This is a genomic window from Pseudomonas sp. AL10 (assembly GCF_029960685.1).
GTDB classification, from domain to species: domain Bacteria; phylum Pseudomonadota; class Gammaproteobacteria; order Pseudomonadales; family Pseudomonadaceae; genus Aquipseudomonas; species Aquipseudomonas lactis.
Map to the genome: position 1 here is coordinate 41,901 of NZ_JASBQZ010000006.1, position 26,401 is coordinate 68,301.

Consider the following 26,401-nt stretch of genomic DNA (forward strand, 5'->3'; position numbering starts at 1 on the left):
TGTTTCTTATGCAATACATCTCGGAGATTGATCAATTGTCCGCCTATCCCAGCATCGACACAGATGTGCTGCGCACCTTCGTCGCCATTGCCGACCAAGGCGGTTTCACCCGCGCCGGCGAGCAGGTCAACCGTACGCAGTCGGCAGTGAGCATGCAGATGAAGCGCCTGGAAGAGGACGTACTGCAGCGCAAACTGTTCGAGCGCGATGGCCGGCAGGTACGGCTCACGCCCGAAGGCCAGGTGCTGTTGGGTTATGCGCGGCGCATCCTGAAATTGCACAGCGAGGTGTTCAATACCTTGCGCGAGCCCCACATGGTGGGCTTGGTGCGCATCGGCACGCCGGATGACTACGTGATGCGCTTTCTGCCTGGGATCCTTAAGCAGTTTTCCAAAGCCTACCCACTGATTCAGATCGAAATGCACTGCGAAGCATCGACCGTATTGATGCAGCGGCGGGACCTGGCGTTGACCGTGATCAGCCGCGAACCTGGAAACGATCTGGGTGAGTTATTGCGTACCGAACGCATGGTGTGGGCAGCATCGCCGTGCTTTTGTGTGGAGGAGCACGATGCCCTGCCCCTGGCGGTGTCCGGCGACGAGTGCCTGTACACCCATTGGGCACGGGCCGCACTGGAGGCGGCCGGGCGAGATTATCGTCTGGCCTATCACAGCTCTAACGGAGCAGCGATCCTGGCGGTGGTCAGTGCAGGCCTGGCGGCGATGGTCAGCATGGAAAGCCTGGTCACCGACGACCTGCGCGTGCTCGGCAGCGACGAAGGCTTCCCGCCTTTGCCGTCGATGAACCTGCGCTTGCTGCGTAACCCGCAGATGACCTCGCCGATCACCGAATGCCTGGCGGACTACATCGTCGAAGGCTTCAAACTTTAAAGGTCAGCATCACCGCGCACACCACCAAAAAGCCACAGAACAGGCCGCGCAACAGACGCTCCGGCAAGGCATGGGCCACTTTCACGCCCCAACTGATACTCAGCAGGCCCCCCACCGCCAGCGGCAGGCCGATCATCCAGTCCACCTCGTGGTGCCAGGCATAGGTGACCAGGGTCACACCGGTGCTGGGCAGCGCCAGGGCCAACGACAAACCTTGGGCCACTACTTGCGTAGTGCCGAAGACACTGGTGAGTACCGGCGTGGCCACCACCGCGCCGCCGACACCGAACAGCCCGCCCATGGAACCGGATGCCGCGCCCAAGACGCCAAGCCAAGGCCAGGAATAACGCATTTGCGCGGTAGGCGGCGCGTTGCGAGTGAACATGCGCAGCTGGTTGTAGGCAGACAGCGCCACCAAGAACGCAATAAAGCCGATGCGCATGGCGCCCGCATCCAGCCCCACCGCCCAGATCGACCCCAGCCAGGCAAAGCAAAAGCCGGTCACACCCAGGGGTAAGGCATGACGCAACTCGATGCGGTTACGCTGGTGATAACGCCACAGGGCGAGCATCACGTTCGGCACGACCATCACCAACGCGGTGCCCTGGGCGATCTGCTGATCCAGGCCGAACAACACGCCTAGCACCGGGATAGCAATCAGCCCGCCGCCAATGCCAAACAGCCCACCCACGGTGCCCAACGCCGAGCCCAATGCCAGGTACATCACTAAATCCCACACCGCTCGCTACTCCGCCATTTGATGCTTGGCATGCTACGCAGTCGGCCCTGGCGCGGAAACGCACAGCAACGCACAATGGCTGTGCCAATCTCGCATAAGCGTTGAGCCATGAACCCCAACACCTTGACCGACCAACTGAGCCTGTTTCTGGATGTACTGGAAACCGGCAGCTTTTCCGCCGCCGCGCGCCGCCATCCGCTGACACCTTCCGCCGTGGCGCGGCGCATCGACAGCCTGGAGAACTCAGTGGGCAGCCGCCTGTTCCAGCGCAGCACCCATGCGGTAGTGCCCACCTCAGCGGGCTTGGCCTTTGCCGAGCGGGCGCGACGGATTGTCAGCGAGTTGCAGTTGGCGCGGGCCGAAGCCGTCTCACTGAGCCATGCGCCGGAAGGGTTGATACGGGTCGATGCGCCCGCAGCATTCGGCCGCCGGCATCTGGCGCCGGTCATTGCGGACTTTTTGAACCTGTACCCCGGACTGGACGTGCACCTGCACTTGATCGACAGCTTTGTCGATATGCAAGGCGCGCATCTGGGCAAGGTCGATCTGGTTCTGCGCGCTGGGCATATTGTCGACACTCGGCTGGTCGCTACGCCGTTGGCGAGTATCGTGCGTATCGCCTGTGCCAGCCCCGCGTACCTGAAAAGCCGTGGCACGCCGGCCCATCCTCGGGAGCTGAGCGAACATGATGGCCTGGACTGGGACGGGCTGGCGCCGATGTTCGCCTGGCGCTTCGAACTGGACGGGCGCCGCACCACCTATCGCCCGCGGCGCATCCGCATGAGCGCCAACAATGCCGAAGCCCTGCTTTCGGGTGCATTGGCCGGGCTGGGCATCGCGCACCTGCCAACCTGGTTGGCCAGTGAATATCTGGTGCGCGGCGAACTGTTGCCGCTGTTTTGTGAAGACGGGTTGCCCAGTCCGGAAACCGCCGGCATCTATGCGTTGCGCCTGGAACAACAGCCCAATGCCCGCAGCCGGTTGCTGCTCGAATACCTCAAATCCCGTTTCAGCCCGGTGCCGCCTTGGGATCTGGCATTGCAAAGTGGCCTGGTCTGACGCCTAGGGCAACAATTACCTGGCGCATTAAAGATTTGCCCGCTAGATTCCAGCCCATACATGCTTTTTCGAGGCACTACCATGAGCAAAAACCCTGATCCTTGCGAATCGCTGTTGCTGGACAACCAGCTGTGCTTCGCCCTGCACTCCACTTCACTGCTGATGACCAAGGTCTACAAGCCGCTGCTCCAAGCCATCGGCCTGACCTACCCGCAATACCTGGCCATGATGGTGCTGTGGGAAGAGGATGAGTTGACTGTCAGCGAAATCAGCAGCCGCCTGCTGACGGACCCGGGCTCCATGACGCCACTGCTCAAGCGCCTGGAAGCCGAGGGCTTGCTCAGCCGCACCCGCAGCCGTGAAGATGAACGGGTGGTGGTGGTGGAGTTGACCGACGCCGGGCGCGCCTTGCAGGAGAAGGCCAAGGATGTTCCACAATGCATCCTGGGCGCCAGCGGGATGGCGCTGGAGCAATTGCGCAAGCTGCAAGGCGATCTGATCGCGTTGCGCACTAATCTGCTAACCAGCCTCTGACACCCCCAGCATTACACACACTCAGAAGTGGGAGCTAGCTTGCCTGCGATGGCGCCCTCACAGCCGATACCTATCTACCTGACACCCCAACGATCCAACTGTGGGAGCGGGCTTGCTCGCGAAGGCGGCCTGATAGTCAATACAGTTGGATTGTGTACATATCCATTATCTAGGTAACGGCCACCTAGGGTTCCGCCCTGACGGCGGCTCACTTTTGAAAAGCGCAAAAGTAAGCAAAACGCTCTTGCCCCACCACTCGGCACCTCGCCTAGGCTCGGTGTGCCCAAATCACTGTCGAATTCCGGCCAGCGTGGTTTGACGGGGCGCCTAAGATCAAAAGCAGATCAAGAGCAAGAGCGGCTCGCTTCGCATCGTGGTTAGCGGGGGCTGCTACAGCCCACAAAAAGGTGTGTAGATACCTAGGCTGCGATGGCGGCGAATCAGTCAGTATTTTCGGGGCTGACACACCGCAATCGCAGGCAAGCCAGCTCCCACTTTTGCTCTGCGGCGCCCTCACATTTTTTGTTCATCTGAAAAATTATCTTGCGCACTAAACATTAGAGCTATACATTCACCTCACCAACTACTTAGCGCGCAAATGTTTAGCGCTAAAACACAGAGGAACGCCCCATGCAAACGCTCTACACCGCAGTAGCCACCGCCACTGGCGGCCGTGATGGTCGCGCCGTTTCCAGCGACAATATCCTCGACGTCAAGCTGTCGACTCCAAAGGAGTTGGGCGGTGCCGGTGGCCAGGCCACTAACCCCGAGCAATTGTTTGCTGCCGGCTACTCCGCTTGCTTTATCGGCGCACTGAAATTCGTGGCCAGCCAGACCAAACGCAAAATCCCGGATGACGCGTCGATCACTGCCCACGTGGGCATCGGCCAGATCCCTGGCGGCTTCGGCCTGGATATCGACCTGAATATCAGCCTGCCGGGCCTGGCCCAGGATGATGCGCAAAGCCTGGTCGACGCCGCGCACCAAGTCTGCCCGTACTCCAACGCCACACGTGGCAACGTTGATGTGCGTTTGCATGTAACGGTCTGATAAACAGACGCCCATGAAAAAGCCCGACTCAAGGTCGGGCTTTTTTTCGTATCGCCGGGGCCAGAATTACTTCTTGGCGCGACCTTTGTACGAACCACCTTCACGGGTGTCGATCTCGATCAGGTCGTCGATTTCGATGAAATCGGCCACTTGCAGTTCGGTACCGTTGCTCAGCTTGGCAGGCTTCATCACCTTGCCGGAAGTGTCGCCGCGAGCGGAGCCTTCGGTGTAAGCAACCTTACGCACGATGGTGGTCGGCAGTTCTACGGAAACCAGGCGCTCTTCGAAGAAGATCGCTTCGCAGACGTCTTCCATGCCTTCTTCGATGAACGGCAGAACGGCTTCGATATCTTCAGCGTTCAGCTCGTACATGGTGTAGTCGGTGGTGTCCATGAACGTGTAGGTGTCGCCGCTGATGAAGGACAGGGTCGCTTCTTTGCGGTCGAGGATCACGTCGTCCAGTTTGTCATCGGCGCTGTAGACGATTTCGGTCTTGTAACCGGTCAGCAGGTTCTTCAGCTTGGTCTTCATGATTGCGCTGTTACGACCAGACTTGGTGAACTCAGCTTTCTGAACCAGCCAAGGGTCGTTTTCGAGACGGATCACTGTACCGGGTTTCAGTTCTTTACCAGTTTTCATTGCGTATATCCGAAATTTGGATGGGATTGACAAAAATCAAGGTGGCGTATCATATCCAACTTTCATAAAACTGTACCAGCGCCGTCGCAAGATCGGCCTGCAAGCCCTGTTCCAGACACCAGTTCTGCGCGTGCTGGCTGACCTCGGGCCAATGTTCCAGCAGCATTTTCCAGGACTGTGCCATATCGCCATCAGCGTTCCAGGCTTGCCAGAGCGTAACGACGGCAGCCTTGGCGGCCGGCGAAAGTGCGGCGGTGTACAGCTCCAGGAAGGCGTCGAGCTTGTCCAGGTGGATGTCTTCGTCCTGGCGGTAGATGTGCCACAGCAATGGCCTGCCCGCCCACTGGGCACGCACGAATGAGTCCTCGCCACGCACGGCGTTGAATTCGCAGCACCATAGCAATCGGTCATATTGCTCCTGACGCACGAATGCAATGACCTGTACGGTCAGCGCACCACGCACCTGGATGTCACCTGCGGACAAGCTGTTCACGCCCAGCCAGCGTTGCACATCCCCCAGAATGCGCCCTTCCGGCACCAGCAAGTGCGTCCCACGCCTATCGGCTGCCAATACGTCCAGCCAGCCGGCCAAGCCGTCATTCTCATAGGCAAACAGCGACATCAAACGCGCACCGGCCGTCGGAGCAACACCCAGGCTTTGCAGGAACTGTTGCTGCGCGAGGTCATCCTGCTGAAATGCCTGGCGGCGCTCCAACAAGCCGGCTTCGCGCAACAGGCCGCCGGTGCCAGGGCGAAAACCGGGGAAGAAAAAGTATTTCTGCACGCCCTTGTACTTCACCGAAGGCAAGCGATGGCAGCCCACCACCCAGTCTTCGGCGCTGAGGTAATCGAGGTTCATCCACAAGGGCGCACGCTCACGCTCGGCCATGCGGTCCATGTACTCAGGCGGTAGCTGGCAGGCGAACGCGGCAATCACCACATCGGCAGGGTGTGCGCCCGGCCATTCGGCCGGCCAGTGACGCACTTGCACGCCCTCTTGCCATTGCTGGCCCACCTGCACATCAATGTCCGGGCACATGCGTTCGAAGGCCCGCAGGTCGTCGACCCACAAACGCACGTCACAGCCCTGCTCCACCACTAACTGCCGGGCCAGGCGCCAGGTCACGCCGATGTCGCCGTAGTTGTCGACGACACTGCAAAAAATATCCCAGCGGGCTTTCATTCCGGGCTCCATCGATCAAAGGTTCGATTGTCCGCATAAATGCGTGGATGCAGAAGGCTTGATCGCGATTATTCTGCACGGAGGCTGTGCGACAATCACCGCCATGCCGTCAATGCCTGCCAGGAGGCCCTTATGTCTGACCGTCCGTTATCGCTGTTCAAGCTCTGCATCGCGATTGCCGCAGGCGTGTGGCTAGGGTTTATCGCCATTGCGCTGACCACCTGGCTGGCGTCTCGCTACCTGTTCCCCCAGAGCCTGGCGCCGGTGGCACAGGCGCTTCAGCAATTGGGCCAACCGGCGATGGTTGAGCCGCAGCCACCGAACCGCCTGTTCGAACAGTACCAACAGAACCTGCATAAACAGGAACAACAACAGGCTCTGGAACAGGCCCGAAGCAACGCGCGTAACCTGTCCAACCCCAAATGCCAGTTCTGGCTGCAACAAGACCAGAACGCTCCCAATGAAAAGACGCGGGCCAATGTCCTGCAATTCTGCGATTGATGCCAGATACCGCCATGAATAAACACGCCGTGCTCCAGTTGATCCTGGAAAAGCTCACCGTCGACCTCGACATCGTCCAACGCGCCGCGCAGACCGCTTACGAAACCGCGACCCACGAAGAAAACATCGCCGAGAACAAATACGACACCCTCGGCCTGGAGGCTTCGTACCTGGCCACCGGGCAGGCCCGGCGAGTGGAGGAGATCAAGCAATCGCTGGTGCTGTGCCAGAACCTGCAGCTACGTGCATACGATGATCAACGCGGGATAGAGACAGGCACGCTGGTGGGCCTGGAAGACGAGGACGGTCGCCAGCAATGGCTGTTCCTGGCGCCGGATGCAGCGGGTTTGAAAGTGGATGTGGTCGGGCAACCAGTGACTGTCATCACGCCGCGCTCGCCCTTGGGCAAAGGCCTGCTGGGCAAGCGTATCGATGAAGAGGTGGAGATTCTGGTGGCCGGCGCTCGGCAGTACTTTACGGTGACCGAGGCCAGATAACCTACGGCCCCTGTAGGCGCGAGCTTGCTCGCGAAGAAACGCAAGGGCGCCGCATACAACCTGGCGCCCCGCGTTATCGTTGGCGATCTTCGCGAGCAAGCTCGCGCCTACAGGGTAATCGTGTCAGTGGACGGGCAATTCGACGCCGTCGAACAGCTCTTCCAGCTCTTGCTTGTTGTGGCACTGAATCGCCTTTGCCATCACTTCGCGGGTCAGGTGCGGGGCGAACTTCTCGATGAAATCGCACATGAAGCCGCGCAGGAAAGTACCGCGGCGGAAACCGATCTTGGTCACGCTGGACTCGAACAATTCGCTGGCATCCAGCACCACCAGGTCTTTGTCCAGGTTGGTGTCGACCGCCATCTTGGCAACGATCCCGACGCCCAGGCCGAGGCGCACATAGGTCTTGATCACGTCGGCATCGGCAGCGGTGAACACCACCTTGGGCGTGAGGCCGCGATGGCTGAAGGCTTCGTCGAGCTTGGAACGGCCGGTAAAGCCGAACACATAGGTCACAATCGGGTATTCAGCCAAGGCTTCCAGGGTCAGCTTCGGCAACTTGGCCAACGGGTGCCCCTGAGGCACAACCACGCAACGGTTCCAGCGGTAGCAGGGCATCATCACCAGGTCGCCGAACAGTTCCAGGGCTTCGGTGGCGATGGCAAAATCGACGGTGCCGTCAGCGGCCATTTCGGCAATCTGCATCGGCGAACCCTGGTGCATGTGCAGCGCCACGTCCGGGTATTGCTTGATGAAATCGCGGATCACCGGCGGCAGTGCATAACGTGCCTGGGTGTGAGTGGTGGCGATCGACAAGGTGCCTTTCTTCTCGTTGGAGAATTCCTGGGCAATCTGCTTGATGCTTTCGACTTTACGCAGGATCTCGCCGGCGGTGGTGATGATGCGCTCGCCAGCCGGAGTGACGCGGGTCAGGTGTTTGCCACTGCGTGCGAAGACTTCGACGCCCAGCTCGTCTTCGAGCAGGCGGATCTGCTTGCTGATACCAGGCTGCGAGGTGTAGAGGCTTTGAGCGGTAGCGGAAACGTTGAGGTCGTGGTGCGCCACTTCCCAGATGTAGCGCAGTTGTTGAAGCTTCATATCAATCCCTCAAAGCAGATAGACGCCACGGGTATCAGCGACGGTATATAACTATATTAAAGGTTTGGCGGATAAATCTAGAACTTTTTATCGTTTTTACCGGTCAGCTGTCGTCACTGCGCCGACGCTGCAGCGACGGCACCAAGTAAACCGGCACCGGGGACAACTGCAACACCCGTGCGGCGGTACGTCCAAGGGGGACGGCCACGCCGGTTGCCTGGCTATGACTGCCGACGACCAGCAAGTCCACAGACAGTTTTCGCAACTGGTCGAGAATCACCTCGCAAGGGTCCCCCTGGATCACCTTGACCGAGCGAATCCATTGCAGGTCCTGCTCCCCTTCCCCCCACTCCTCGCGAAAGCTGTCGAGCACGCGCTGTTCAATCGTCGCCATCACCGTGCTCAGCCCCTTGCTCTGCCATTCGCTCAAGGCGGCCTCATCAAGGTAGCTCTGCAACACCGATTCGGCGAACAAGCCGATGGGCTCGACCACGTGGATCACATACAGGTCAGCCTTGAACGTTCGCGCCAGCGCCAATGCATGTTGCATCACATAGGGTGCATACAGACCGAGGTCCGTGGCAAACAGCATCGAACGAATCATAAAACCTCCTGGACTGCCAGGATGGCGGGGATGGAATGAGCTTAGCAGCTAGCGCTCGGTCTGGATTCTCAACTCGTTGCTGATGCCATGGGGCACATGCCCAGTGGCCACCACCTCCCTGGCTTTCTCGCAATGGCCAGCCTGGTCAGTGGTTCCCCCCCAATCAGCGGTTGTGCCGATCAATGAAACTCAAGGCCTGGTACAGCGCCTGCATGCGTGGCAGTTCGCAACCGGCCGCTTTGGCAGCGGCCAAGGGACGGGCGTAGATGGCCGCCAGTTCCAAGGGCCGCTTGTGCAGGTGGTCGTGGTACATGCTGGGCAGGTAGTCGTCCATGGTTTCGGTCATGGCGAACATCTGCCCGGCGTAGCTGGCAGGAATTTCATGCCCACAGGCATGAGCGCCCTGCACCACCTCGGCCATCAGCGCCTGGATCAACTCGCGGCTGGACTCGTCGGCCATCATGGCCGTGGTGCCCGTGCCCAGCAACACCGAGAGGCCGTTGAATGGCACATTCCAGACCAGCTTGTGCCAACGCGCCAGATGCACATTGGCCATGGCCTGGGACTCGATACCGGCTTGATGAAACAGCCCGGCGCCGGCTTCGACAATCGCCTGTTGCCGCGCCTCATCGTTGGCCGCCGTGCCACTGTGATAGCCCAGGTTGACCCGGCCCAACGCCTGATGCTCGACCACACCGGGGGCCGAGCGGTGCACACCGATGTAGCACAGGCCGCCCAACAGATGCAGCGAAGGCGGCAGGTGTTCACGCAGGCTATCTTCCACATCGAGGCCGTTTTGCAGGAGCACCACTTTGGCGTCCGGCGCCGCCACTTGGGCGATGGTCGGCGCCAGGTCCACATTGCCGGTGGACTTGGTGCCCACCAATAGCCAGTCGCACGGCGGCATGTCGGCGGCGCTGGCATAGGCCTGCACCGGATGCAGGTGCAGTTGCCCATGCACCGTACTGTTGACGTGCAGGCCATGCTTGCTCACCGCGGCGTATTCGCTGCGCAACAGGAAATGCACGTCGAAGCCGGCACGCGCCAGCATCAGTCCGTAGTAACCACCAATGGCACCGGTGCCGATAATGCCAATGCGTGGCGACGGGGCTGCAACTGCTGTCATGGCAAATCCTCTGGTGTTCGGGTTAGCGCCTGGTTTACGCATTCGGCGAGGTCGGATGCTGTAAGACGTGCCTGTAATTGCCCAAGGAATTGACCCTCGCATACCAGGAACAATGCCGGCAAATGAAAGATCTGGTAGCGTTGCACCGCACCGCCGTTGTGCCCGGCATCCACCCAGCACACGCGGTCCACCGGCAAGTGCCAGCCGGGCAATTGCTGGCGTGCCCAGCGGCAACTGGTACAACCGACACTGGTGAACACTACCAGCGAAATACCTGGCAATCCCAGCAATTGCTGGTCAATATCCAGGTCGGTCAATTCCAGTTCCTTCACTATACTGCTGCCATTGCCGTCAACTGGACGGCGCTCGGAGTCCGTGTGCATGGGTCGTTTTTTACCTCACCCTGATGATGTCGCTGTCGAGTTGATCCAACGTCCCTCTCCCGCCCTTCCCCGCCAACGCCTGCACACTATCGGCCGTGGCGGCATCGCCTGCAATTGGCCGCGTGCCTGGCGCGCCGGCACGGCGGTTGATCTGCATATCCCTTCCCTGGGGCCCAGCGCCCGTTATCCGGGCTATGTTGCCTGGTGCCGCAAGGTCGAACAGGGCTATCGCATCGGTATCTGCTTTACCGACGAACACGCCTTGTTCGGTGCGCGGATGGGCGAGCAAGTGTGCCAGATCGAGCGTTACTGCCGCCTGCACGAAGATGCCGAGCCAACGCCTGCGCAACTGGAAGCCATGGCCCGTGATTGGGTGTCGCGCCATGCCGGCGAGTTCTCCCATGAGGCGGTTGTGCAGCCAGCACTGGATTAAACCGGGCTTTGCCCATTGTCGCGGGCCCGTGTTACGCGCTAAGGTTCCTCCCCCCTGCATTCAAATCATGCTGTGCCCGCCGCACGGGGATAGCTGGCGGCCGGCACCCGTGACCCTGGCGAGTAACACGATGGCTGATTTACCGATCAATGACCTTAACGTTGAATCCAACGAGACCCTGATCACCCCCGATCAGCTCAAGCGCGAAATCCCCCTGAGCGACGCTGCCCTGCAGACCGTCACCAAGGGCCGCGAAGTCATCCGTGACATTCTCGACGGCACCGACCACCGCCTCTTCGTGGTGATCGGGCCCTGCTCTATCCACGACCTCAAGGCCGCCCACGAATATGCCGAGCGCCTCAAGGTGCTGGCAACTGAGGTGTCCGACACCTTGTACCTGGTCATGCGCGTGTATTTCGAGAAGCCGCGTACCACCGTCGGCTGGAAAGGCTTGATCAACGACCCGTACCTGGACGACTCCTTCAAAATCCAGGACGGCTTGCACATCGGTCGCAAGCTGCTGCTGGACCTGGCTGAAATGGGCCTGCCCACCGCCACCGAAGCCCTCGACCCGATCTCCCCGCAATACCTGCAGGACCTGATCAGTTGGTCGGCTATCGGCGCACGCACCACCGAATCCCAGACCCACCGCGAAATGGCGTCCGGCCTGTCCTCGGCCGTAGGCTTCAAGAACGGCACCGACGGCGGCCTGACCGTGGCGATCAATGCGCTGCAATCGGTCTCCAGCCCTCACCGTTTCCTGGGTATCAACCAGGAAGGCGGCGTGTCCATCGTGACCACCAAGGGCAACGCCTACGGTCACGTGGTGCTGCGTGGCGGCAATGGCAAGCCCAACTATGATTCGGTCAGCGTCGCCCTGTGCGAACAGGCGCTGAACAAGGCCAAGATCAAGCCAAACATCATGGTCGATTGCAGCCACGCCAACTCCAACAAAGACCCGGCGTTGCAGCCGTTGGTGATGGAGAACGTTGCCAACCAGATCCTGGAAGGCAACCAGTCGATCATCGGTTTGATGGTGGAGAGCCATCTGAACTGGGGTTGCCAGGCGATTTCAAAAGACCTGGCCGACTTGCAGTACGGCGTATCGATCACCGATGCCTGTATCGACTGGTCCGCCACCGAAACCACCCTGCGCAGCATGCATGCCAAACTCAAGGACGTGTTGCCCCAGCGCAAACGCACCTGAGCCTGTACCTGTTTCGCGCACACAAAAACGCCGGGCTAAGCCCGGCGTTTTTTATTGGCAACTGGTCAGTTACAGCTTCGCGGCATGGCGCTGGTGGCGCTCCATGTAGCGTTCGACATAGGAGCACGACGGGATCACCGTGTAGCCAGCCTCTTCGGCAAACTTCAAGGCTTCCTCGGTCAACGCAGCCGCAATGCCTCGCCCCCGCAGTGCGTTGGGCACGAAGGTGCGATAGATATCCAGGGTCTGCTTCCCGAGGTCCATGTAGGTCAGGTAGGCACGATGACCGTCCACATTGGTCTCGAACTGATGACCAGCCTGGTCATGGTGGATGGACAACGCCTCGCTCATCACTACTCCTCGCGGGTCTGAATTAACGACCCTACCTTACCGATGTTTTTCCGGCGAAGGAACATCTACGCCACCCCGTGCCGGTTTCGACAGCGAGAAAACCGTGAGCGCTCACAACCAGCACATAGGGAATAGTAGGCACCAAACCTGAAATTGCTCAAGGCGCACTCGTCATTCCCCGCCGCTGATGGATATAGAAAGGGCCTCGATCAATCGGCGACCGATAGCCTGAACATTGCCGGCAGTTGAACCTTGAGACGAACTGGCGCTCTTAAAGTCACCTCTAGATGCGCAAAAGATGCCTGGCGCAGTAAAGCCAAGCGCGACCAAAGTGCCCCGCTTCGTTATATAAAATTTCATCGATTTACAAGGCTTAACACATGCGGGCCGGCCCTTTCAGCCTGGATCCAATGTTCGTCGAGGCGCAAAAAACTGGACGGTTTTCATACAAACCGTCAAAAGATTAGCCAAAATAGATTCGGCACAAGAATTTTTTTTGCTTCTTGCGCAACGTCAGTTTACTTACTACAAGTAATGGGTAGTATGTACGCCGGCTATTAGCTCACTCTGAGAAAGTAGCCATTAAATTGAAAGTCCTTGAAGGGGAACACGATGAACAACGTTCTGAAATTCTCTGCTCTGGCTCTGGCCGCAGTTCTGGCTACCGGTTGCAGCAGCGTCTCCAAAGAAACCGAAGCTCGTCTGACTGCAACTGAAGACGCAGCAGCTCGCTCCCAGGCCCGTGCAGACGAAGCCTACCGTAAAGCTGATGAAGCTCTGGCTGCTGCTCAAAAAGCACAACAGACTGCTGACGAAGCTAACGAGCGCGCTCTGCGCATGCTTGAAAAAGCAAGCCGCAAGTAATAATCCTTCGGGGTTGTTATCAAGCCGATCCATTTATGGGTCGGCTTTTTTTTGCCTTTTATTTGGCACGCGCCACCTGTAGGAGCGAGCTTGCTCGCGAAGATGGTCAACGATGACGCGGGCGTCCTGAATGACAGCGGCGCCCTCAGGTTTTTCGCGAGCAAGCTCGCTCCTACAGCAGGTCGGCCGGCGTACTTGAGGCCACAGGCGCCGCGCCTGGCACACCAATTTCGGTCGGCAAGCCATCCTCGGCGGCGACCACGTCACGTACCTGGTCCCAGTTGACCCGCAGGTTATTGGACAGGTCTTCGCGCTTGAGCAACGCATTGATAACTGCGGTGTGCTTGTCGACCACCGAGGGCGTACCGTCATCGTTCAACGGCGTGTGGGCTTCAAGGTAGACCTTGCCGCCGCTGCTGCCGAACTTGTACGCGTCGTTGATGATGCGCACTGACGTGCCCACCGGCACCATGCCCGCCATTTCCAACACGTTGTTATTGAACATGCGGAAGCAGCCGTGGCTGGTGCGCGTGCCGATCCCGAATTTCATGTTGGAGCCGTGAATCAGGTAACCCGGCGTGCCCAGGGTGAACTTGAACGGCCCCAGTGGGTTGTCGGGGCCGGCAGGCACCACATTGGGCAGCGGGTCACCGTTGGCGGCGTGCTCGGCCTTGATCGAGGCCGGTGGTGTCCAGGTCGGGTTGGGCGTCTTGGCGATGATACTGGTATGGGCAATCGGCGAGCCCCAGCCTTCCCGGCCAATACCCAGCGGGAAGGTATAGACGACGTTTTGGCCTTTGGGATAGTAGTAGAGCCGGTATTCCGCCAGGTTGATCACAATGCCTTCCCGCGGCCCGGGCGGCAGGATAAAGCGTGTAGGCAGCACAATCTCGGTGCCCGCGCCCGGCAACCAGGCGTCGACGCCCGGGTTGGCCGCGACCATTTCCGAATAGCCCAGGTCGTAGGTGGTGCCAAGGTCAGCAAAGGTATCTTCGTACTTGGCCTTGATCACTTGGACCTGGCCAACGATGTCCTCACCGGGCGGAGGCAAGGGCAACTGCAAGGCCGCCGCCGAACCCGCCGCACAAAGCGCAGCAAGAGACAGGGAGCAGGTGACGACGGAAAGGCGCGACAACATCCGGAAAATCCTTCGCAAGACGACGGGTAGGGAAAAACTGATTGTATACGGCTTCGCAGCGCCAAGCTTCAAGCTGTTTTACAGCTCGAAGCGCAGCTCCGGCCAGATCGGCGGCGTGCCGCGCTTTTGCGATTCGAGAATCGCCCGGCATAACGGGCAGAGTCGCTGGTCTTGAAAAATCGAGCGGTTGACCGATGACCAGCGTGGCTGTGCGGGCAATAAAGTGCCGCAGAGCGTGCGATCAATGGAGCCGCCCAGTTCCAATTGACGCGCCACCAAATGCACCCGCACTTCCTGGCAGGCGAACAGGTCCAGCTGCTCGTCCGGCTCGATCAGTTGGTAGTTAAACAGGGACCAGGCAGGGCGCGACATCGAGGGCTCCAAATCAGGGGGGCGCCACCTTAGCCGAAAGCCTGCCGGTAGAAAAGCGTCATAGCAGCGGTTTTAGCGCCGGCCAGACATTTTCCAGCAACTTGTCTTGCGCCGCGACCGCCGGGTGCAGCCCGTCAGCTTGCATCAACTCCGGATGGCCACCCACGCCCTCGAGGAAAAACGGCACAAACGGCACCTTTTCTTTCTGTGCCACATCACCGAATACCTTGGCAAAAGCTTCGACATAGCGCTTGCCGTAATTGGGCGGAATCTGCATACCCAACAGCAGCACCTTGGCGCCGCTGTCCCGGGACTGCTGAATCATCGAAGCAAGATTTTGTTGCAATTGCGCAGGCGGCTGGCCGCGCAAGCCATCGTTGCCACCCAACTCGATCACCACCACGTCCGGTTTGTGCGTTGCAAGCGCCGCGGGCAGCCGCGCGAGGCCTCCTGCACTGGTGTCGCCACTGATGGAAGCATTGACCACTTTGTCGTCAAAACCCTCCTGCTTGAGCCGTTGCTCCAGCAACGCGACCCACCCTTTGCGGGTATCCAGGCCGAAACCGGCACTGATACTATCGCCAACGATCAGGACTGTACCCGCCGCTGCGTTCTGGGCCATGCACATCAAGGCCAGGCCAGCACTCAAAAACCACACTCGCATCGGATTCTCCATGGGCGCAAGCATTCTCACCGCGCGAAACCTTAGCAAAGTGGTTCCCAGCGCGGAAGGTGAACTGACTATCCTGCACGAACTGAGCCTGGAACTGAACAAGGGCGATAGCCTGGCTATCGTCGGCAGCTCCGGTTCCGGCAAATCCACGCTACTGGGCCTGCTGGCCGGCCTCGACCTGCCCAGCAGCGGCGAAGTCACCCTGGCCGGGCAAGCCCTGAGCACCCTCGACGAAGACCAGCGCGCACGCATCCGCGCCGAGCATGTGGGCTTCGTATTCCAATCCTTTCAGTTGCTCGACAGCTTGAACGCGCTGGAAAACGTGATGCTGCCGCTGGAGCTGGACGGTCGCCAGGACGCCCGCGAGCGAGCCAAACACCTGCTGGAGCGCGTAGGCCTGGGCCAGCGCCTGACCCACTCGCCTCGCCAGCTGTCCGGTGGCGAACAACAACGCGTGGCGATTGCCCGCGCGTTTGCCGCCGAACCGGATGTGCTGTTTGCCGACGAGCCCACCGGCAACCTCGACAGCCATACTGGCGAGCGCATCAGCGACCTGCTGTTCGAGTTGAATAAAGAGAGCGGTACGACCCTGGTACTGGTCACCCATGACGAGCGCCTGGCCCACCGTTGCCGACGCCTGATCCGCCTTGAAGCCGGCCTGATGGTCGCGCCCCTGGAGCCTTGATGGCACGTTTGCCGCTGTTGCGTCTGTTCAGCCTTGCCATGCGTCAGTTACTGCGCGACGCCCGCGCCGGTGAATTGCGCGTGCTGTTCTTTGCCCTGCTGGTGGCCGTGGCCGCCAGCACCGCCATCGGCTACTTTGGTGCGCGCCTCAACGGCGCCATGCTGCTGCGTGCCACCGAGTTCCTCGGCGCCGACCTGGTGCTCGAAGGCAGCTCGCCGGCCCGCCCCGAGCAAATCAAATCAGGGACCGAACTGGGCCTGGATCACGCCCGCATCGTGGAGTTCTCCAGCGTTATCGCCACCGACAATGGCATCCAGCTTTCCAGTATCAAGGCGGTCAACGAGCAGTACCCGCTGCGTGGCGACCTTAAAAGCAGCACCGAGCCTTTCGGCGCTGAAGTTCCGGGCAGTGCCCCAAAACCCGGCGAAGCCTGGGTGGAAGCACGATTGCTGACGGCGCTGGACCTGAAAGTCGGCGACAGCATTGATGTCGGCATGAAAACCCTGCGCTTGGCACGCATCCTGACCTATGAGCCCGACCGCGCCGGCAACTTCTACAGCCTCACGCCCAGGGTCATGATCAACCTGGCGGACCTGGACGCCACCGGTGTCGTGCAGCCAGGCAGCCGGGTGAGCTACCGCGAACTATGGCGTGCGCCGCAAGGCAGCACTGCGCTGCAAACCTATCGCGACCTGGTCAAACCGGGCCTGGCCGCCAACCAGCGCCTGCAGGACTCCCGCGATGGCAACCAGCAAATCGGCGGCGCGCTGGGCAAGGCCGAACGCTACCTGAACATGGCCAGCCTGGTGGCCGTGCTGCTGGCTGGCGTGGCCGTGGCGCTGTCGGCCAACCGCTTCGCCAGCCGACGTTTCGATGCCAGCGCGTTGTTGCGCTGCCTGGGCCTGTCGCGCCGTGAAGCGATGTTGTTGTTCACCCTGCAACTGAGTGTGCTGGGCTTGCTGGCGAGCCTGGCCGGCGCCCTGCTCGGCTGGCTGGCGCAGTTTGGCCTGTTCTATTTCCTGCACGACTTGCTCCCCGCCGACGTACCGCCGGGCGGGCTGCTGCCGGCCGTCGCCGGGATCGGTACCGGGCTGGTCGCCCTCGCCGGCTTCGCCCTCCCGCCGCTGGCCGCACTGGGCCGGGTACCACCGCTGCGGGTGTTGCGCCGCGATTTGCTGCCTATCCCCTCAAGCACTTGGATGGTTTACGGCGCGGCGCTGTTTGCCTTGGGCCTGATCATGTGGCGCCTGAGCCTGGACCTGGTATTGACCTTCGCATTACTCGGTGGCGGTGTGGTGGCTGCGTTGCTCCTGGGTGGCTTGCTGTTGCTGTTGCTGCAAAGCCTGCGACGGTTATTGGCTCGCGCCTCCCTGCCCTGGCGCCTGGGCCTGGGCCAGTTGTTGCGTCACCCGTTGGCGGCGGCAGGCCAGTCCCTGGCGTTTGGCTTGATCCTGTTGTCCATGGGGTTGATCGCGCTGTTGCGGGGCGAATTGCTCGACACCTGGCAAAACCAGCTGCCCAAGGATGCACCCAACTACTTCGCCCTGAATATCCTGCCGGCCGACAAGGACGCCTTTGGCGCCCGCCTGCTGGATGTCCAGGCGCAAGCGGCGCCGCTTTACCCGGTGGTACCAGGGCGCTTGATCAGCATCAATGGCGAACCGGTGCAGGAGATTGTCAGCAAGGACTCCAGCGGCGACCGTGCCACTCAACGCGACCTGAGCCTGACCTGGGCAGCCGACTTGCCAGCGGGTAACGTCCTGACGGCAGGTAGCTGGTGGTCGGCGCAACCCACTGATGGGGTTCCTGGCGTGTCGGTGGAAGCCAAAGTGGCCGAGAGCCTGAAGCTCAAGCTCAACGACCATCTGGTGTTCACCATCGGAGGGGAAAACCGTGAGGCGCGGGTCACCAGCCTGCGCACCATCAACTGGGATAACTTCCAGCCCAACTTCTTCATGATTTTCCAACCGGGCACCTTGAAGGATCTGCCCGCGACCTACCTCACCAGCTTCTATCTGGCTCCCGGCCATGACCAACAGATCGTCGACCTGTCACGGGCCTTCCCGGCGGTCACTATCCTGCAGGTCGAGGCCCTGCTGGAGCAATTGCGCAGCATCCTTGCCCAAGTGACCTTGGCGGTCGAATACGTGCTGTTGTTTGTACTCGCGGCAGGCATGGCGGTGTTGTTCTCTGGCCTGCAGGCCACCCTGGATGAACGAATCCGCCAGGGTGCATTGCTGCGCGCCCTGGGTGCCGAGCGTAAGTTGCTGGTCAAGGCCCGACGCATTGAGTTCGGCCTGCTGGGCGCCGTCAGCGGCTTGTTGGCGGCACTGGGCACCGAACTGGTGACCTGGGTGCTGTACCGCTACGCCTTTGACCTGGCGTGGCATCCCCACCCGTGGTTGTTACTGCTGCCCGTGATCGGTGCTTTGTTGATTGGCGCTGCCGGAGTGTTCGGCACGCGCCGTGCGCTGAATGCCAGCCCGCTGACCGTATTGCGCGAAGGCTGAAACCCGGATGGCACGTACCCAGCCAAGGTACGTGCCATCAGGCGGGCTTCACATATTCGATCTTGGTGATCCACCAGCACACCTCCCCGCCTGGGGTCTGTACGATTGCCTCGTCATCCACCTCCTTGCGCAGCAGGGCCCGTGCCATGGGTGAGTCGATGGAGATGTAATCCATGCGGTCGTAGATCTCGTCATAACCGACGATGCGAAAGCGCTTGGTCTCGCCCTGTTCGTTTTCGATTTCGACCCATGCGCCGAAAAACACCTTTCCCTCCTGCTCGGGCATGTACTCCACCACCCGCATGTCTTCCAGGCGTTTGCGCAGGTAACGCACGCGTCGGTCGATCTCGCGCAACAGCTTCTTGTTGTACTGGTAATCGGCGTTTTCACTGCGATCTCCCAGGGAGGCCGCCCAGGTCACTTTGCGCGTGGTATCCGGACGCTTTTCACGCCACAGGTAATCCAGCTCTTTTTTCAGCGCTTCATGACCTTCTTTGGTAATCAGCTTGGTACTCAAACGCTTGCATCCCCAGGCAATGTCCAATGGTGCCGTTATGCCAGGGCATCATGCCCAGGCAGCGGCTGGCTGGGACTGATGATAAATGAACCCTGGAAAGTATCCAGGCCGGCGCCCCATTACCTCACCCATGCCCCTCCAGCACTTGATCCAACTCAAGCAACGTGCCCTGCATACGCTGGCGCATACCCGACAACTGCAACATCATCATTGCCAGCTTCTCGGCCTTCTGGCTGACCTCCAAGCCCTGCTCTTGCAAATAGGCATGGCGCTGTTCAAGTTCACGGCCCTTCTCTTCCAGCTGGCTCTGCTGCTGTTGCAATCGCGCCTGCCACTGTTCGAGCATCTGTTCCTTCTCCAGTACTGCGCATTTTTTTTGCGTCAGTTCCTGGGCGACCTTGGCCAGGTTGCTCAGTGCGCTGTCCATTTCGAGCAAAGAGGTATGGTCCATCTGAGCAGGCGGGTCCAAGGGTTCGGGCTCAGGCTCAGGTGGGTCCAACCGCAGGTTGTCTGGCTCAAACTGACTGTCATTTTGTTCAACCAGAACCGGCGACGCAATGGTCTCAACCTGCTCCTGCGGTATCGCGACCAGCGACCGCGCCGGTTCCTCAACGGTGTCTTCATCCATAGGCTGCGGCGCAGTCGTGACTGAGCGCGGATTTCGCGGCGGCGCAACCATTTGCGACGAGAAGCGAATGGACGGCACGATCACTGCGCTGCTTTCGATCGCAGGCAACGCCGGGGCTGACATGCCCAGGGTGATGACCTTCATGACCAGAGCCTTCTTGATGATCACCGAGTGGTGATCCTCTGGCCTGGCCGGCGGTAACCGGCAGCCTTTCAAATCAATGAAATGAAAGGGAACCTGAGGTTCGGCAATGGGCGTCGTCTTCGAGCCAGCTGCGGCTGCCATCGTCAAGATCTGTTTGAAGACCTGCATGGCTAATTGCAGGTCTTCTTTGGAATCAACGCCTCCCAAGAAATACCGTTCAATCTTTTTACGCAGTGCCGCGATATAGACCCTGGAATGGCCGGGCTCGGCCTCCTCATCCAGGCTATACACCAGAAAGTTGGACGCCGTTTGCGTAACAGCAAACCCGCACAACAAGGCGCCGTTAACAGGCGTCCCTTCATCGTTGCGCTCAAGAACAAGAGTACGTAAAAGCATCATGGCAATCAGGCCTCATTACAAAAGAAAAAACCTTATATAAACATCCGATAAACATCTGGGCATTAATAAGTATTCAAAACAAAACAATTGTTTCAGCGAATTATCGGGTCGAACGTAGGATTCTTCTTATTAAGCATACTTCGCGTTCCCAAGCCTTCATATTGAACGTACCCTTTTTAAAGCACTTTTCCATACTGCCGGCCCCTCTCACACGCCCTGCAAAACTTATTCGGTAAAACCATGATCGAGATAAGCAACCTGACAAAACAGCTGGGCAAAACACGCGTAATCAGCAACGTGTCCTTCTGTGCCCAGCGCCAGGAGTGTATCGGCTTGCTGGGAGAGAGTGGTGCGGGAAAAACAACACTCCTGAGCTTGATCGCCGGGGCGATCAAGCCGACGGCCGGGCACATCACTGTTCAAGGTTTCAATACCCATACCCATTCAACTCAAGCCAAAAAGGTCATTGGCTATCAACTCCAAGGCGGCCTTGACCATCACACGATGTCCGTCAAACACATGCTCAATTTCATTGCTGCCATTCGCGGTTTGAGCGGGCTGGAAAAACGCAGCCAGGTGGCGCAGGTGGCCGCACGCCTGGAACTGCTGCCCGTACTCGACTGCCCCATCAGCGTACTTTCCCTTGGCTTGAAGCGCAGAGTGGCAATGGCCCAGGCGCTCCTGCATGCGCCAAGCCTGCTGCTGCTGGATGAACCCACAGAAGGCCTCTGTCCTGATCAACGCGTCAAGTTCCGGGCACTCATCCAGTCCCTGAACGAGGAAATGACCATCATCATCGCTTCCCGCCATTACCAGGAGCTGGCGGACATCTGCACCCGTGCCTTGGTTATGGCCGGTGGCCGCCTGGTGGCCGATGCCTCGCTGCCCGATTTACAGCGCAGCTCCCGGCATTTTCAGGCCGTCACCCTCGCAGCAGACACCCCGCTGGACTTGCTCGCGCTGGCCGTATTGCCCGGCGTCGCCGGCATCGAAGAAGACCGACATGCACCCGGCAAGGTGACGGTCCTGGCCATGCCTGGGCATTGCATATTTTCCGCAATCAACGCGCTTATCACCCATCGCGGCTGGAACATCACGTCAATGAATCTGGAGCCGGGTCGCCTGAACGATGTCGTTCACCATCTGAGCCAAGAGGTAACACCTTGAGACTGCTACCTGTCATTTTCAAACGACAACTGGCCAACTATGCCTGCGCGCCCAGCACCTATCTGAGCGTGGCGATTTTTCTCGCGCTATGCGCAGTGCTGGGGCTGCATTCCAGCCAATGGATGGAGCGCAACAGCAGCGATCTGCAGGCCTTTTTCGATCTGCATCCCTGGCTCTATCTCCTGCTGGTCCCCCTGTTATCGACGCAGTTGTGGTCGGATGAATCCAACGTCAGCTTTTACGACACCCTGAATGCCTTGCCTGTCACCTCAGTGGAACGAGTGATCGGCAAATTTATCGCAGCATGGACTGTCTGTGGCATTGCGCTGATGCTTAACTTCCCCTTGGTAATTGCCGTAAATTATCTGGGCACGCCTGACAATAGCGTTATCGCTTCGCAGTTCCTGGCCAGTTGGTTGCTGGCGGGAAGTTATCTTTCCGTGGGTTGCTTCATCTGTGTACTTGCGAACCAACGCCTGCTGATTTTCTTTTTCACCCTCGGCTTGTTGCTGACCGCCAGTGGGCTTTCGTCAGTACTGGATGCACTTGAACAACAAGCACCGATATGGGTTATCGACAGTTTGATGTCCCTGGATCCCATTGCCCGCTTCAGCGCGATGGATAACGGCAGACTCACACTGCATGACAGCCTGTACTTTATCAGCATGATCGTTGCTTTTCTGTTTGCAACCACCCTAACACTCAACTACAAAAGCAGTTGAGAAAAGGAAGACCACTGATGGGATCCGCTTTTCGTGCGGGTATGACACTTCTCGTCATATCACTGCTGTTTCTGGCACTCAATCTAGTCTGGGTACCCAAACTACCTACTGCCCAATGGGACTTTTCCCAAGAAAAAATCCATACGTTATCCCCAGCAACGCGGCAACTACTTGCCTCACTTGAAAGCCCACTGGATCTGTATTACTTCAATACCCTCCATGCGCCGCAAAAAAGCCAGGCATTAGAACGTTATGGTCGACGCGTCGAAGACGTGCTCAAGGCGTTCGAAAAAGCGGCAAACGGCATGATCAACTTACATATCATTAACCCCGCTCCCTTTTCTGAAGACGCCTACAAAGCCAGCTTGTTCGGGCTTGATGACACACAAGGATTTCTTGGTCTTATCGGCACCCGCGCTGGCCAGGGCGCCCAACGCATCGAAGCGTTCCGCCCTGAGCACGAGTCATTACTTGAATATGAGATCAGCCACCTGATCTCTAAGTTGGGGCATCCTGAGCGTGCCACTGTCGGCCTGCTGTCGGGCCTGTCGCTGGATAAACCGGGCAGCGAGCTGCTGGCGTTGATGCGCGAGCAATTCAATGTGGTGGAACTGGCGGCGAACATTGCTCAGGTACCGCCATCCATCGCGACATTGATGGTCATACAGCCGCACGCCTTACCTGAGCGGGCCTTATATGCCATTGAGCAATCGGTATTGAAAGGCACCCCGTTGATGATGTTCATCGACCCCGTGAGCGAGATAGGCGCTGACGCCGTGTCAGCGAACGCGAGAATGGAGGGGCTGCTGAACGCTTGGGGCATCCAGATGCCGGAGGACAAGCTGTTGATCGACAATCTTTATGCCTCATCAGCCACGCCCGGTCCGGGAATGCCCCGGGTACTGCACCCGGCCCGGCTACACCTGCCGCGACAGGCCATGGCCACGACAGATATCAGCACCTGGGGGCTGGACAGCGTCATCGTCTCAAGCAGTGGCGCACTTTCGCTAGCGCCCAAAAGCCGCTCACTGTTGACCCCGCTTCTACTGAGCTCAGGGCAATCGGCCCTGTTGAACGCCAAACGCTTTGCCTCGGCGACGACATTCGACTCGCTCATCGATGAAACGGCAACTTCAGGGCAGCGCCATGTAATCGCGGCGCGCGTTGAGGGGCCCGCCTACTCAGCGTTTCCCGACGGCTTCAAGGGCCAGCCGCCCGGGCTGCAAAAAGCAGAACTGATTCAGATGGTAGTCGTGGCCGACACTGACCTGCTAGCGGACACTCTCAGCCAGGCACGACCCAACGGCAACGCGCAGTTTGTATTGAACACATTGGATAACCTGGCGGCGCCCGACGCACTCAAACGCATTCGACCCCGTGTCATGCACCAACCGTTGCACAGGCTGGATCAGATGCGGGACCAAGCCGCGCAGGCGTATCGGAAAAATTCGGTTGAGCTGGAGCGACGACTTGAGCAGACGGAGCAAGCATGGCGAAAGTTGAACCCACTGCACACACGGCTTATCACCCAAGCGGTGGATACCAGTACCCAGTTGCAGGCACTGAACAAGGAGCGCCTGCAACTGCCCATCGAGTTGCATGCATTCAAGGCGCAGGCCTATGCCCCGGTGCAGCGTTTCGAGCGACAGCTGAGAGGGCTGATAATCGTGCCCCTTCCGCTGCTGTTGTGCCTGATTGCCTGGTTACTTTTCCTACACCAGCGCCGGCGTCGTACCCCCGCGATCTTTCACTAATCGCTCACCGACGAGCAATCAGCCCTTGCCGGGCAATGCGCGTCAGTTGGTGGATCACCTCATGGGCATTGCTGGCACTCGGTGCCTGAATCACTGCCAGGTCGAAACTGTCGCTGGCAAAACGGGCCAGGGAATCGCCGTCTTCAACAAACTGGATCAGGAACGCCGAGGGCCGACCGGAACGACGTGGCCAGCCGTCCAGATAGCGCAGCAGTGTCGGCTGGTGCTTGCCGCCCAGCAGGATTTTCGGATTGCGTTGCGTCAGGTCCGCGGTGATCGGGGCCAGGCGTATGAGGGGGCGTAGTGCATTCATCGTGTCGTGTCTCTGCCTCAAAAGTCTGCGGGCAGGTGAGAGGCAACACCGAACCAGCGCTTTAGCGGTATTTCGAAGAACGCCCTGCGTGAGCAAGCGTGCTTCTGTCGGGCTGCATTGAGACCCAGTGGCGCCCCGCAATTAGCTGTTTAAATCGGCGCATGAGCAGCATCCTAGAGAAGCCGGTGGGGCAGTGTCAAGAATCCCGGGCAACGAAAAGGCCCGCATCAGCGGGCCTTTTGTGCAGCTTGCAAAACGATCAGTGAGTGATCGCGCGGTCGACAGACAATTTGCCCGCACCTTCCAGCAACACCGCCAGCGCGCCACCGAGCAACGCCAGTGCGAACTCATAACCGTTGTTGGCCATGAACAGCCCGTTGTGGATGTGTACAGAGAAAATCGCCACCAGCGTCAGGAAGGTCAGGCCCAATGCAGCAGGACGAACCAGCAAACCGATGATCAGGGCCAGGCCGGCGAAGAACTCGGTACCGCCCGACAGCAGCGCCATCAGCGTACCCGGCGCCAGGCCGATGCTTTCCATCCATTGTGCGGTGCCCGCCAGGCCACCACCGCCAAACCAGCCGAAGAGTTTTTGCGAGCCGTGGGCAGCGAAGATGATGCCGACGAAGATGCGCAGAATAGTCAGGCCATAACCGGCGCGAGTGGACAGTACACGGGTAATCATTGGGCTCATGGGGTAAATCCTTTTCCAGGTAGGGGTTGGTTGGCCGCTATATTAATCAGTTTAAGCAATGATAAAAGCCGAAATATCGCCTAATTAATATCTAACAATTCGATTATTTGCGCGAGGCAATTTTAGCAGCTACCGGCTCAAGGGACTCCCGCTCCCGATCGAACGCCAAATAATACTTGTTGACGCTATTAACATAGCTGACGCCGCCCATCCCTACCTGCTCCATGGCAATGCGTTCAACCTGGAAGAACCACTGATTGGGGTTAAGCCCGCGGCGCTTGGCCTCGGTGCGCATGCCTTGCACTCGCTCCGGCCCCATGTTGTACGCCGCCAGCATAAAGGCCATGCGCTCGCGCTCATTGAGCTTGGGGCTGGCGAAAAACTTGCGACGGATCATCGCCAGGTAACGTGCCCCCGCTTGCACGTTATTGTCGAGCGTCTCGATATTGTTGACCCCCACCCGCTGGGCCGCCGACGGCGTGATCTGCATCAGGCCGGTGGGGCCGCCGCTGTTGCGTGCACCTGGGTCCAGGGAAGACTCCTTGAACGCCAACGCCGCCAGGTTCAGCCAGTCCATACCTTGCTCACGCGCATGTTTTTGCAAAACCGGGCGCAGTTTTTCCAGGCGCTGGCGGTCAGCCCGCGCCAATGGGTTACGGACCTGGTAGAGGCGTCGATAGATACGCTGGAAGGCCACATCCTGGTCGGAAGGCGTGTGATAGGTCTTGATAAACCGATCAATGCTGGCGCGCAGCATCGACGCGTCCTGGCGTACAAACCAGAACTCGTCGCCCGGCTCGCTGATCACCACCTGCTTGTCAAAGCGCAACTTGGGCAGGATTTTCGACCAGCGTTGGGCAATCGGTTTTTCCACGATCGTCAGGTGAAAAATCCCCGCCTGCACCATCTCCAGGACGTCTTCCACCGCCAGGCTGGGGTCAACCCATTCCACTTTCACCGGTGGACGCTTGTGCAGGGCCAGCTTTTGATTGACCTGACTGATGGCATCCGCCGCCGCACTGCCCGTGGTCAGCGTCACCGTGCGCCCCGACAGTTGCTCCAGCTTGGTAAAGCGTCGCTCACCCTTGACGCCCACCAACCACAACGGCACATCGCTGACAATCGGGGCGCTGGCGCTGACCTTGTGCACGCCCTTCACATCCAGCAACTCACCGGGTGCCACCAGGTCGCCTTCACCACGGGCCAGCGCGCCGAGTAACTGGTCCTTGGCCTTGGGGATGATCTTGAGGTTGATGGCCTGCCCATCACGGGCATGGCCGTTGAGGTATTGCTCGAAGGCGCGCAACCGGTGGTATTCGACGCCGATGGCCTGGCCCTGCACTTCACCGGAACTGTTGCGGCTCTGGTTGACCAAGACGCGCAGGGTGCGGCTGGAGCGAATTTGCGCCAGGTCACGGACCTTGCCGGGCTTGGTCACTTGCAGCGGCCCGTCAAGACGCGCGACCGCCGCCATGGGCAGTAGCAACGTCACGCATAACATAAGCAACGCCGAGGGTCGGATCATCC

30 protein-coding genes and 2 pseudogenes are annotated in these 26,401 nt (G+C 59.5%); 15 read left to right on the plus strand and 17 right to left on the minus strand.

Annotated features, from left to right (window positions below; translation table 11 throughout):
* Positions 1–8: 8 nt before the first annotated feature.
* A complete protein-coding gene (locus QK296_RS08855) occupies positions 9–890 on the plus strand; it encodes a LysR family transcriptional regulator (protein WP_282390825.1) in 882 nt (293 codons plus the stop codon).
* Here the strand turns inward: QK296_RS08855 and QK296_RS08860 are convergent.
* Positions 880–1,629, minus strand: coding sequence for a sulfite exporter TauE/SafE family protein (locus QK296_RS08860; protein ID WP_169855540.1), 750 nt, complete (start codon positions 1,627–1,629; stop codon positions 880–882). The genes QK296_RS08855 and QK296_RS08860 overlap by 11 nt on opposite strands.
* 108 nt (positions 1,630–1,737) lie before the next feature.
* Here QK296_RS08860 and QK296_RS08865 point away from each other — a divergent pair, with 108 nt between their 5' ends.
* The 3 genes from QK296_RS08865 (at position 1,738) to QK296_RS08875 (ending at position 4,272) form a co-directional block, all read left to right on the plus strand.
* Positions 1,738–2,688 carry a LysR family transcriptional regulator gene (locus QK296_RS08865; protein ID WP_057710903.1) on the plus strand — a complete coding sequence of 317 codons (951 nt, stop codon included), beginning with the start codon at positions 1,738–1,740 and terminating at the stop codon, positions 2,686–2,688.
* An 81-nt stretch (positions 2,689–2,769) separates the two neighbouring features.
* Complete coding sequence (locus QK296_RS08870; protein ID WP_057710902.1) at positions 2,770–3,222, plus strand: MarR family transcriptional regulator; 453 nt, start codon at positions 2,770–2,772, stop codon at positions 3,220–3,222.
* 630 nt (positions 3,223–3,852) lie between these two features.
* Positions 3,853–4,272 (plus strand): organic hydroperoxide resistance protein, encoded by a 420-nt coding sequence (locus QK296_RS08875; protein ID WP_057710901.1) that lies wholly within the window; start codon positions 3,853–3,855, stop codon positions 4,270–4,272.
* A gap of 66 nt (positions 4,273–4,338) precedes the next feature.
* Here QK296_RS08875 and QK296_RS08880 read toward each other — a convergent pair whose 3' ends face one another.
* Both QK296_RS08880 and earP read right to left on the minus strand, forming a co-directional pair.
* The gene (locus tag QK296_RS08880; RefSeq protein ID WP_003172723.1) at positions 4,339–4,911 is read right to left on the minus strand and encodes an elongation factor P; all 573 of its coding nucleotides are present in this window, start codon (positions 4,909–4,911) and stop codon (positions 4,339–4,341) included.
* A gap of 49 nt (positions 4,912–4,960) precedes the next feature.
* On the minus strand, positions 4,961–6,094 hold the full coding sequence (gene earP / locus QK296_RS08885; RefSeq protein ID WP_169855539.1) for an elongation factor P maturation arginine rhamnosyltransferase EarP: 1,134 nt from the start codon (positions 6,092–6,094) through the stop codon (positions 4,961–4,963).
* Between the two features lie 132 nt (positions 6,095–6,226).
* On the opposite strand from earP, the gene QK296_RS08890 reads away from it, so the two are divergent.
* Both QK296_RS08890 and QK296_RS08895 read left to right on the plus strand, forming a co-directional pair.
* Complete coding sequence (locus QK296_RS08890) at positions 6,227–6,595, plus strand: hypothetical protein (RefSeq protein WP_094774932.1); 369 nt, start codon at positions 6,227–6,229, stop codon at positions 6,593–6,595.
* A gap of 14 nt (positions 6,596–6,609) precedes the next feature.
* Positions 6,610–7,092 carry a transcription elongation factor GreAB gene (locus tag QK296_RS08895; protein ID WP_282390826.1) on the plus strand — a complete coding sequence of 161 codons (483 nt, stop codon included), beginning with the start codon at positions 6,610–6,612 and terminating at the stop codon, positions 7,090–7,092.
* Positions 7,093–7,215: 123 nt separating this feature from the next.
* Here QK296_RS08895 and cysB read toward each other — a convergent pair whose 3' ends face one another.
* The 5 genes and pseudogenes from cysB to QK296_RS08920 form a co-directional block, all read right to left on the minus strand.
* On the minus strand, positions 7,216–8,190 hold the full coding sequence (cysB, locus tag QK296_RS08900) for an HTH-type transcriptional regulator CysB (RefSeq protein ID WP_003189876.1): 975 nt from the start codon (positions 8,188–8,190) through the stop codon (positions 7,216–7,218).
* Positions 8,191–8,293: 103 nt separating this feature from the next.
* Positions 8,294–8,794 carry a universal stress protein gene (locus tag QK296_RS08905; protein ID WP_003189875.1) on the minus strand — a complete coding sequence of 167 codons (501 nt, stop codon included), beginning with the start codon at positions 8,792–8,794 and terminating at the stop codon, positions 8,294–8,296.
* Positions 8,795–8,842: 48 nt separating this feature from the next.
* Positions 8,843–8,941 (minus strand): annotated as a pseudogene (locus QK296_RS08910) (5'-nucleotidase); the annotation flags it as partial.
* Between the two features lie 16 nt (positions 8,942–8,957).
* Complete coding sequence (locus QK296_RS08915) at positions 8,958–9,920, minus strand: putative 2-dehydropantoate 2-reductase (RefSeq protein WP_003189874.1); 963 nt, start codon at positions 9,918–9,920, stop codon at positions 8,958–8,960.
* Positions 9,917–10,303, minus strand: a complete 387-nt coding sequence (locus QK296_RS08920) for a thioredoxin (RefSeq protein WP_094774933.1) — start codon at positions 10,301–10,303, stop codon at positions 9,917–9,919. The genes QK296_RS08915 and QK296_RS08920 overlap by 4 nt, the downstream gene beginning before the upstream one ends.
* Here QK296_RS08920 and QK296_RS08925 point away from each other — a divergent pair.
* Entirely contained in the window at positions 10,302–10,736 is a 435-nt protein-coding gene (locus tag QK296_RS08925) for a PilZ domain-containing protein (protein WP_003189872.1), read from the plus strand. The two genes, QK296_RS08920 and QK296_RS08925, sit on opposite strands and share 2 nt — an antisense overlap.
* A 130-nt stretch (positions 10,737–10,866) precedes the next feature.
* On the plus strand, positions 10,867–11,943 hold the full coding sequence (locus QK296_RS08930; protein WP_282390827.1) for a 3-deoxy-7-phosphoheptulonate synthase: 1,077 nt from the start codon (positions 10,867–10,869) through the stop codon (positions 11,941–11,943).
* Between the two features lie 69 nt (positions 11,944–12,012).
* On the opposite strand, the gene QK296_RS08935 is transcribed toward QK296_RS08930, so the two are convergent.
* Positions 12,013–12,294, minus strand: a complete 282-nt coding sequence (locus QK296_RS08935; RefSeq protein WP_003189869.1) for a GNAT family N-acetyltransferase — start codon at positions 12,292–12,294, stop codon at positions 12,013–12,015.
* Between the two features lie 612 nt (positions 12,295–12,906).
* Between QK296_RS08935 and oprI the strand changes: the two genes are divergently transcribed.
* On the plus strand, positions 12,907–13,158 hold the full coding sequence (oprI, locus tag QK296_RS08940; RefSeq protein ID WP_003172710.1) for an outer membrane lipoprotei OprI: 252 nt from the start codon (positions 12,907–12,909) through the stop codon (positions 13,156–13,158).
* A 102-nt stretch (positions 13,159–13,260) separates the two neighbouring features.
* Positions 13,261–13,335 (plus strand): annotated as a pseudogene (locus QK296_RS29040) (outer membrane lipoprotein carrier protein LolA); the annotation flags it as partial.
* Here QK296_RS29040 and QK296_RS08945 read toward each other — a convergent pair.
* The 3 genes from QK296_RS08945 to QK296_RS08955 all read right to left on the minus strand — a co-directional run bounded on the left by QK296_RS08945 (position 13,331) and on the right by QK296_RS08955 (position 15,332).
* Complete coding sequence (locus QK296_RS08945) at positions 13,331–14,296, minus strand: L,D-transpeptidase family protein (RefSeq protein ID WP_282390828.1); 966 nt, start codon at positions 14,294–14,296, stop codon at positions 13,331–13,333. The pseudogene QK296_RS29040 and the gene QK296_RS08945 overlap by 5 nt on opposite strands.
* Positions 14,297–14,374: 78 nt before the next feature.
* Positions 14,375–14,668 carry a hypothetical protein gene (locus QK296_RS08950; RefSeq protein ID WP_003189866.1) on the minus strand — a complete coding sequence of 98 codons (294 nt, stop codon included), beginning with the start codon at positions 14,666–14,668 and terminating at the stop codon, positions 14,375–14,377.
* 58 nt (positions 14,669–14,726) lie between these two features.
* Positions 14,727–15,332, minus strand: coding sequence for an arylesterase (locus QK296_RS08955; RefSeq protein WP_014717658.1), 606 nt, complete (start codon positions 15,330–15,332; stop codon positions 14,727–14,729).
* 10 nt (positions 15,333–15,342) lie between these two features.
* Here QK296_RS08955 and QK296_RS08960 point away from each other — a divergent pair, with 10 nt between their 5' ends.
* Together QK296_RS08960 and QK296_RS08965 are read left to right on the plus strand one after the other, a co-directional pair.
* Complete coding sequence (locus tag QK296_RS08960; protein WP_003189864.1) at positions 15,343–16,026, plus strand: ABC transporter ATP-binding protein; 684 nt, start codon at positions 15,343–15,345, stop codon at positions 16,024–16,026.
* The gene (locus tag QK296_RS08965) at positions 16,026–18,536 is read left to right on the plus strand and encodes an ABC transporter permease (protein WP_282390829.1); all 2,511 of its coding nucleotides are present in this window, start codon (positions 16,026–16,028) and stop codon (positions 18,534–18,536) included. The genes QK296_RS08960 and QK296_RS08965 overlap by 1 nt, the downstream gene beginning before the upstream one ends.
* A 37-nt stretch (positions 18,537–18,573) precedes the next feature.
* Here the strand turns inward: QK296_RS08965 and greB are convergent, their stop codons facing one another.
* The gene (gene greB, locus QK296_RS08970; RefSeq protein ID WP_032897540.1) at positions 18,574–19,053 is read right to left on the minus strand and encodes a transcription elongation factor GreB; all 480 of its coding nucleotides are present in this window, start codon (positions 19,051–19,053) and stop codon (positions 18,574–18,576) included.
* Positions 19,054–19,177: 124 nt separating this feature from the next.
* Positions 19,178–20,224, minus strand: a complete 1,047-nt coding sequence (locus QK296_RS08975; RefSeq protein WP_003189860.1) for a hypothetical protein — start codon at positions 20,222–20,224, stop codon at positions 19,178–19,180.
* 240 nt (positions 20,225–20,464) lie between these two features.
* Here QK296_RS08975 and QK296_RS08980 point away from each other — a divergent pair, with 240 nt between their 5' ends.
* The 3 genes from QK296_RS08980 to QK296_RS08990 are packed head-to-tail and all read left to right on the plus strand — an operon-like array spanning position 20,465 to position 23,867.
* A complete protein-coding gene (locus QK296_RS08980; RefSeq protein WP_003189858.1) occupies positions 20,465–21,391 on the plus strand; it encodes an ABC transporter ATP-binding protein in 927 nt (308 codons plus the stop codon).
* Positions 21,388–22,113 carry a hypothetical protein gene (locus QK296_RS08985; RefSeq protein ID WP_003189857.1) on the plus strand — a complete coding sequence of 242 codons (726 nt, stop codon included), beginning with the start codon at positions 21,388–21,390 and terminating at the stop codon, positions 22,111–22,113. The genes QK296_RS08980 and QK296_RS08985 overlap by 4 nt, the downstream gene beginning before the upstream one ends.
* 17 nt (positions 22,114–22,130) lie before the next feature.
* The gene (locus tag QK296_RS08990) at positions 22,131–23,867 is read left to right on the plus strand and encodes a Gldg family protein (RefSeq protein WP_003189854.1); all 1,737 of its coding nucleotides are present in this window, start codon (positions 22,131–22,133) and stop codon (positions 23,865–23,867) included.
* A gap of 4 nt (positions 23,868–23,871) precedes the next feature.
* Here QK296_RS08990 and QK296_RS08995 read toward each other — a convergent pair whose 3' ends face one another.
* The 3 genes from QK296_RS08995 to QK296_RS09005 all read right to left on the minus strand — a co-directional run bounded on the left by QK296_RS08995 (position 23,872) and on the right by QK296_RS09005 (position 26,399).
* Positions 23,872–24,180, minus strand: a complete 309-nt coding sequence (locus QK296_RS08995; protein ID WP_003189853.1) for a hypothetical protein — start codon at positions 24,178–24,180, stop codon at positions 23,872–23,874.
* A gap of 259 nt (positions 24,181–24,439) precedes the next feature.
* On the minus strand, positions 24,440–24,874 hold the full coding sequence (locus tag QK296_RS09000; protein ID WP_003189852.1) for a DoxX family protein: 435 nt from the start codon (positions 24,872–24,874) through the stop codon (positions 24,440–24,442).
* Positions 24,875–24,977: 103 nt separating this feature from the next.
* Entirely contained in the window at positions 24,978–26,399 is a 1,422-nt protein-coding gene (locus QK296_RS09005; protein ID WP_003189850.1) for a transglycosylase SLT domain-containing protein, read from the minus strand.
* Positions 26,400–26,401: the final 2 nt, after the last annotated feature.

What these genes read in the sequence shown, in the direction of transcription:
- QK296_RS08995 (WP_003189853.1), bottom strand. Translation starts at nt 24,180, where the DNA reads ATGAATGCACTACGCCCCCTCATACGCCTGGCCCCGATCACCGCGGAC.
- QK296_RS08920 (WP_094774933.1), bottom strand. Translation starts at nt 10,303, where the DNA reads ATGCACACGGACTCCGAGCGCCGTCCAGTTGACGGCAATGGCAGCAGT.
- QK296_RS08980 (WP_003189858.1), top strand. Translation starts at nt 20,465, where the DNA reads ATGATCGAGATAAGCAACCTGACAAAACAGCTGGGCAAAACACGCGTA.
- QK296_RS08865 (WP_057710903.1), top strand. Translation starts at nt 1,738, where the DNA reads ATGAACCCCAACACCTTGACCGACCAACTGAGCCTGTTTCTGGATGTA.
- QK296_RS08990 (WP_003189854.1), top strand. Translation starts at nt 22,131, where the DNA reads ATGGGATCCGCTTTTCGTGCGGGTATGACACTTCTCGTCATATCACTG.
- QK296_RS08880 (WP_003172723.1), bottom strand. Translation starts at nt 4,911, where the DNA reads ATGAAAACTGGTAAAGAACTGAAACCCGGTACAGTGATCCGTCTCGAA.
- QK296_RS08925 (WP_003189872.1), top strand. Translation starts at nt 10,302, where the DNA reads ATGGGTCGTTTTTTACCTCACCCTGATGATGTCGCTGTCGAGTTGATC.
- QK296_RS08960 (WP_003189864.1), top strand. Translation starts at nt 15,343, where the DNA reads ATGGGCGCAAGCATTCTCACCGCGCGAAACCTTAGCAAAGTGGTTCCC.
- QK296_RS08905 (WP_003189875.1), bottom strand. Translation starts at nt 8,794, where the DNA reads ATGATTCGTTCGATGCTGTTTGCCACGGACCTCGGTCTGTATGCACCC.
- QK296_RS08950 (WP_003189866.1), bottom strand. Translation starts at nt 14,668, where the DNA reads ATGTCGCGCCCTGCCTGGTCCCTGTTTAACTACCAACTGATCGAGCCG.
- QK296_RS08930 (WP_282390827.1), top strand. Translation starts at nt 10,867, where the DNA reads ATGGCTGATTTACCGATCAATGACCTTAACGTTGAATCCAACGAGACC.
- QK296_RS08935 (WP_003189869.1), bottom strand. Translation starts at nt 12,294, where the DNA reads ATGAGCGAGGCGTTGTCCATCCACCATGACCAGGCTGGTCATCAGTTC.
- QK296_RS08945 (WP_282390828.1), bottom strand. Translation starts at nt 14,296, where the DNA reads ATGTTGTCGCGCCTTTCCGTCGTCACCTGCTCCCTGTCTCTTGCTGCG.
- cysB (WP_003189876.1), bottom strand. Translation starts at nt 8,190, where the DNA reads ATGAAGCTTCAACAACTGCGCTACATCTGGGAAGTGGCGCACCACGAC.
- QK296_RS08895 (WP_282390826.1), top strand. Translation starts at nt 6,610, where the DNA reads ATGAATAAACACGCCGTGCTCCAGTTGATCCTGGAAAAGCTCACCGTC.
- QK296_RS09005 (WP_003189850.1), bottom strand. Translation starts at nt 26,399, where the DNA reads ATGATCCGACCCTCGGCGTTGCTTATGTTATGCGTGACGTTGCTACTG.
- earP (WP_169855539.1), bottom strand. Translation starts at nt 6,094, where the DNA reads ATGAAAGCCCGCTGGGATATTTTTTGCAGTGTCGTCGACAACTACGGC.
- QK296_RS08975 (WP_003189860.1), bottom strand. Translation starts at nt 20,224, where the DNA reads ATGATGCTTTTACGTACTCTTGTTCTTGAGCGCAACGATGAAGGGACG.
- QK296_RS08870 (WP_057710902.1), top strand. Translation starts at nt 2,770, where the DNA reads ATGAGCAAAAACCCTGATCCTTGCGAATCGCTGTTGCTGGACAACCAG.
- oprI (WP_003172710.1), top strand. Translation starts at nt 12,907, where the DNA reads ATGAACAACGTTCTGAAATTCTCTGCTCTGGCTCTGGCCGCAGTTCTG.
- QK296_RS08875 (WP_057710901.1), top strand. Translation starts at nt 3,853, where the DNA reads ATGCAAACGCTCTACACCGCAGTAGCCACCGCCACTGGCGGCCGTGAT.
- QK296_RS08890 (WP_094774932.1), top strand. Translation starts at nt 6,227, where the DNA reads ATGTCTGACCGTCCGTTATCGCTGTTCAAGCTCTGCATCGCGATTGCC.
- QK296_RS08965 (WP_282390829.1), top strand. Translation starts at nt 16,026, where the DNA reads ATGGCACGTTTGCCGCTGTTGCGTCTGTTCAGCCTTGCCATGCGTCAG.
- QK296_RS08855 (WP_282390825.1), top strand. Translation starts at nt 9, where the DNA reads ATGCAATACATCTCGGAGATTGATCAATTGTCCGCCTATCCCAGCATC.
- QK296_RS08915 (WP_003189874.1), bottom strand. Translation starts at nt 9,920, where the DNA reads ATGACAGCAGTTGCAGCCCCGTCGCCACGCATTGGCATTATCGGCACC.
- QK296_RS09000 (WP_003189852.1), bottom strand. Translation starts at nt 24,874, where the DNA reads ATGAGCCCAATGATTACCCGTGTACTGTCCACTCGCGCCGGTTATGGC.
- QK296_RS08955 (WP_014717658.1), bottom strand. Translation starts at nt 15,332, where the DNA reads ATGCGAGTGTGGTTTTTGAGTGCTGGCCTGGCCTTGATGTGCATGGCC.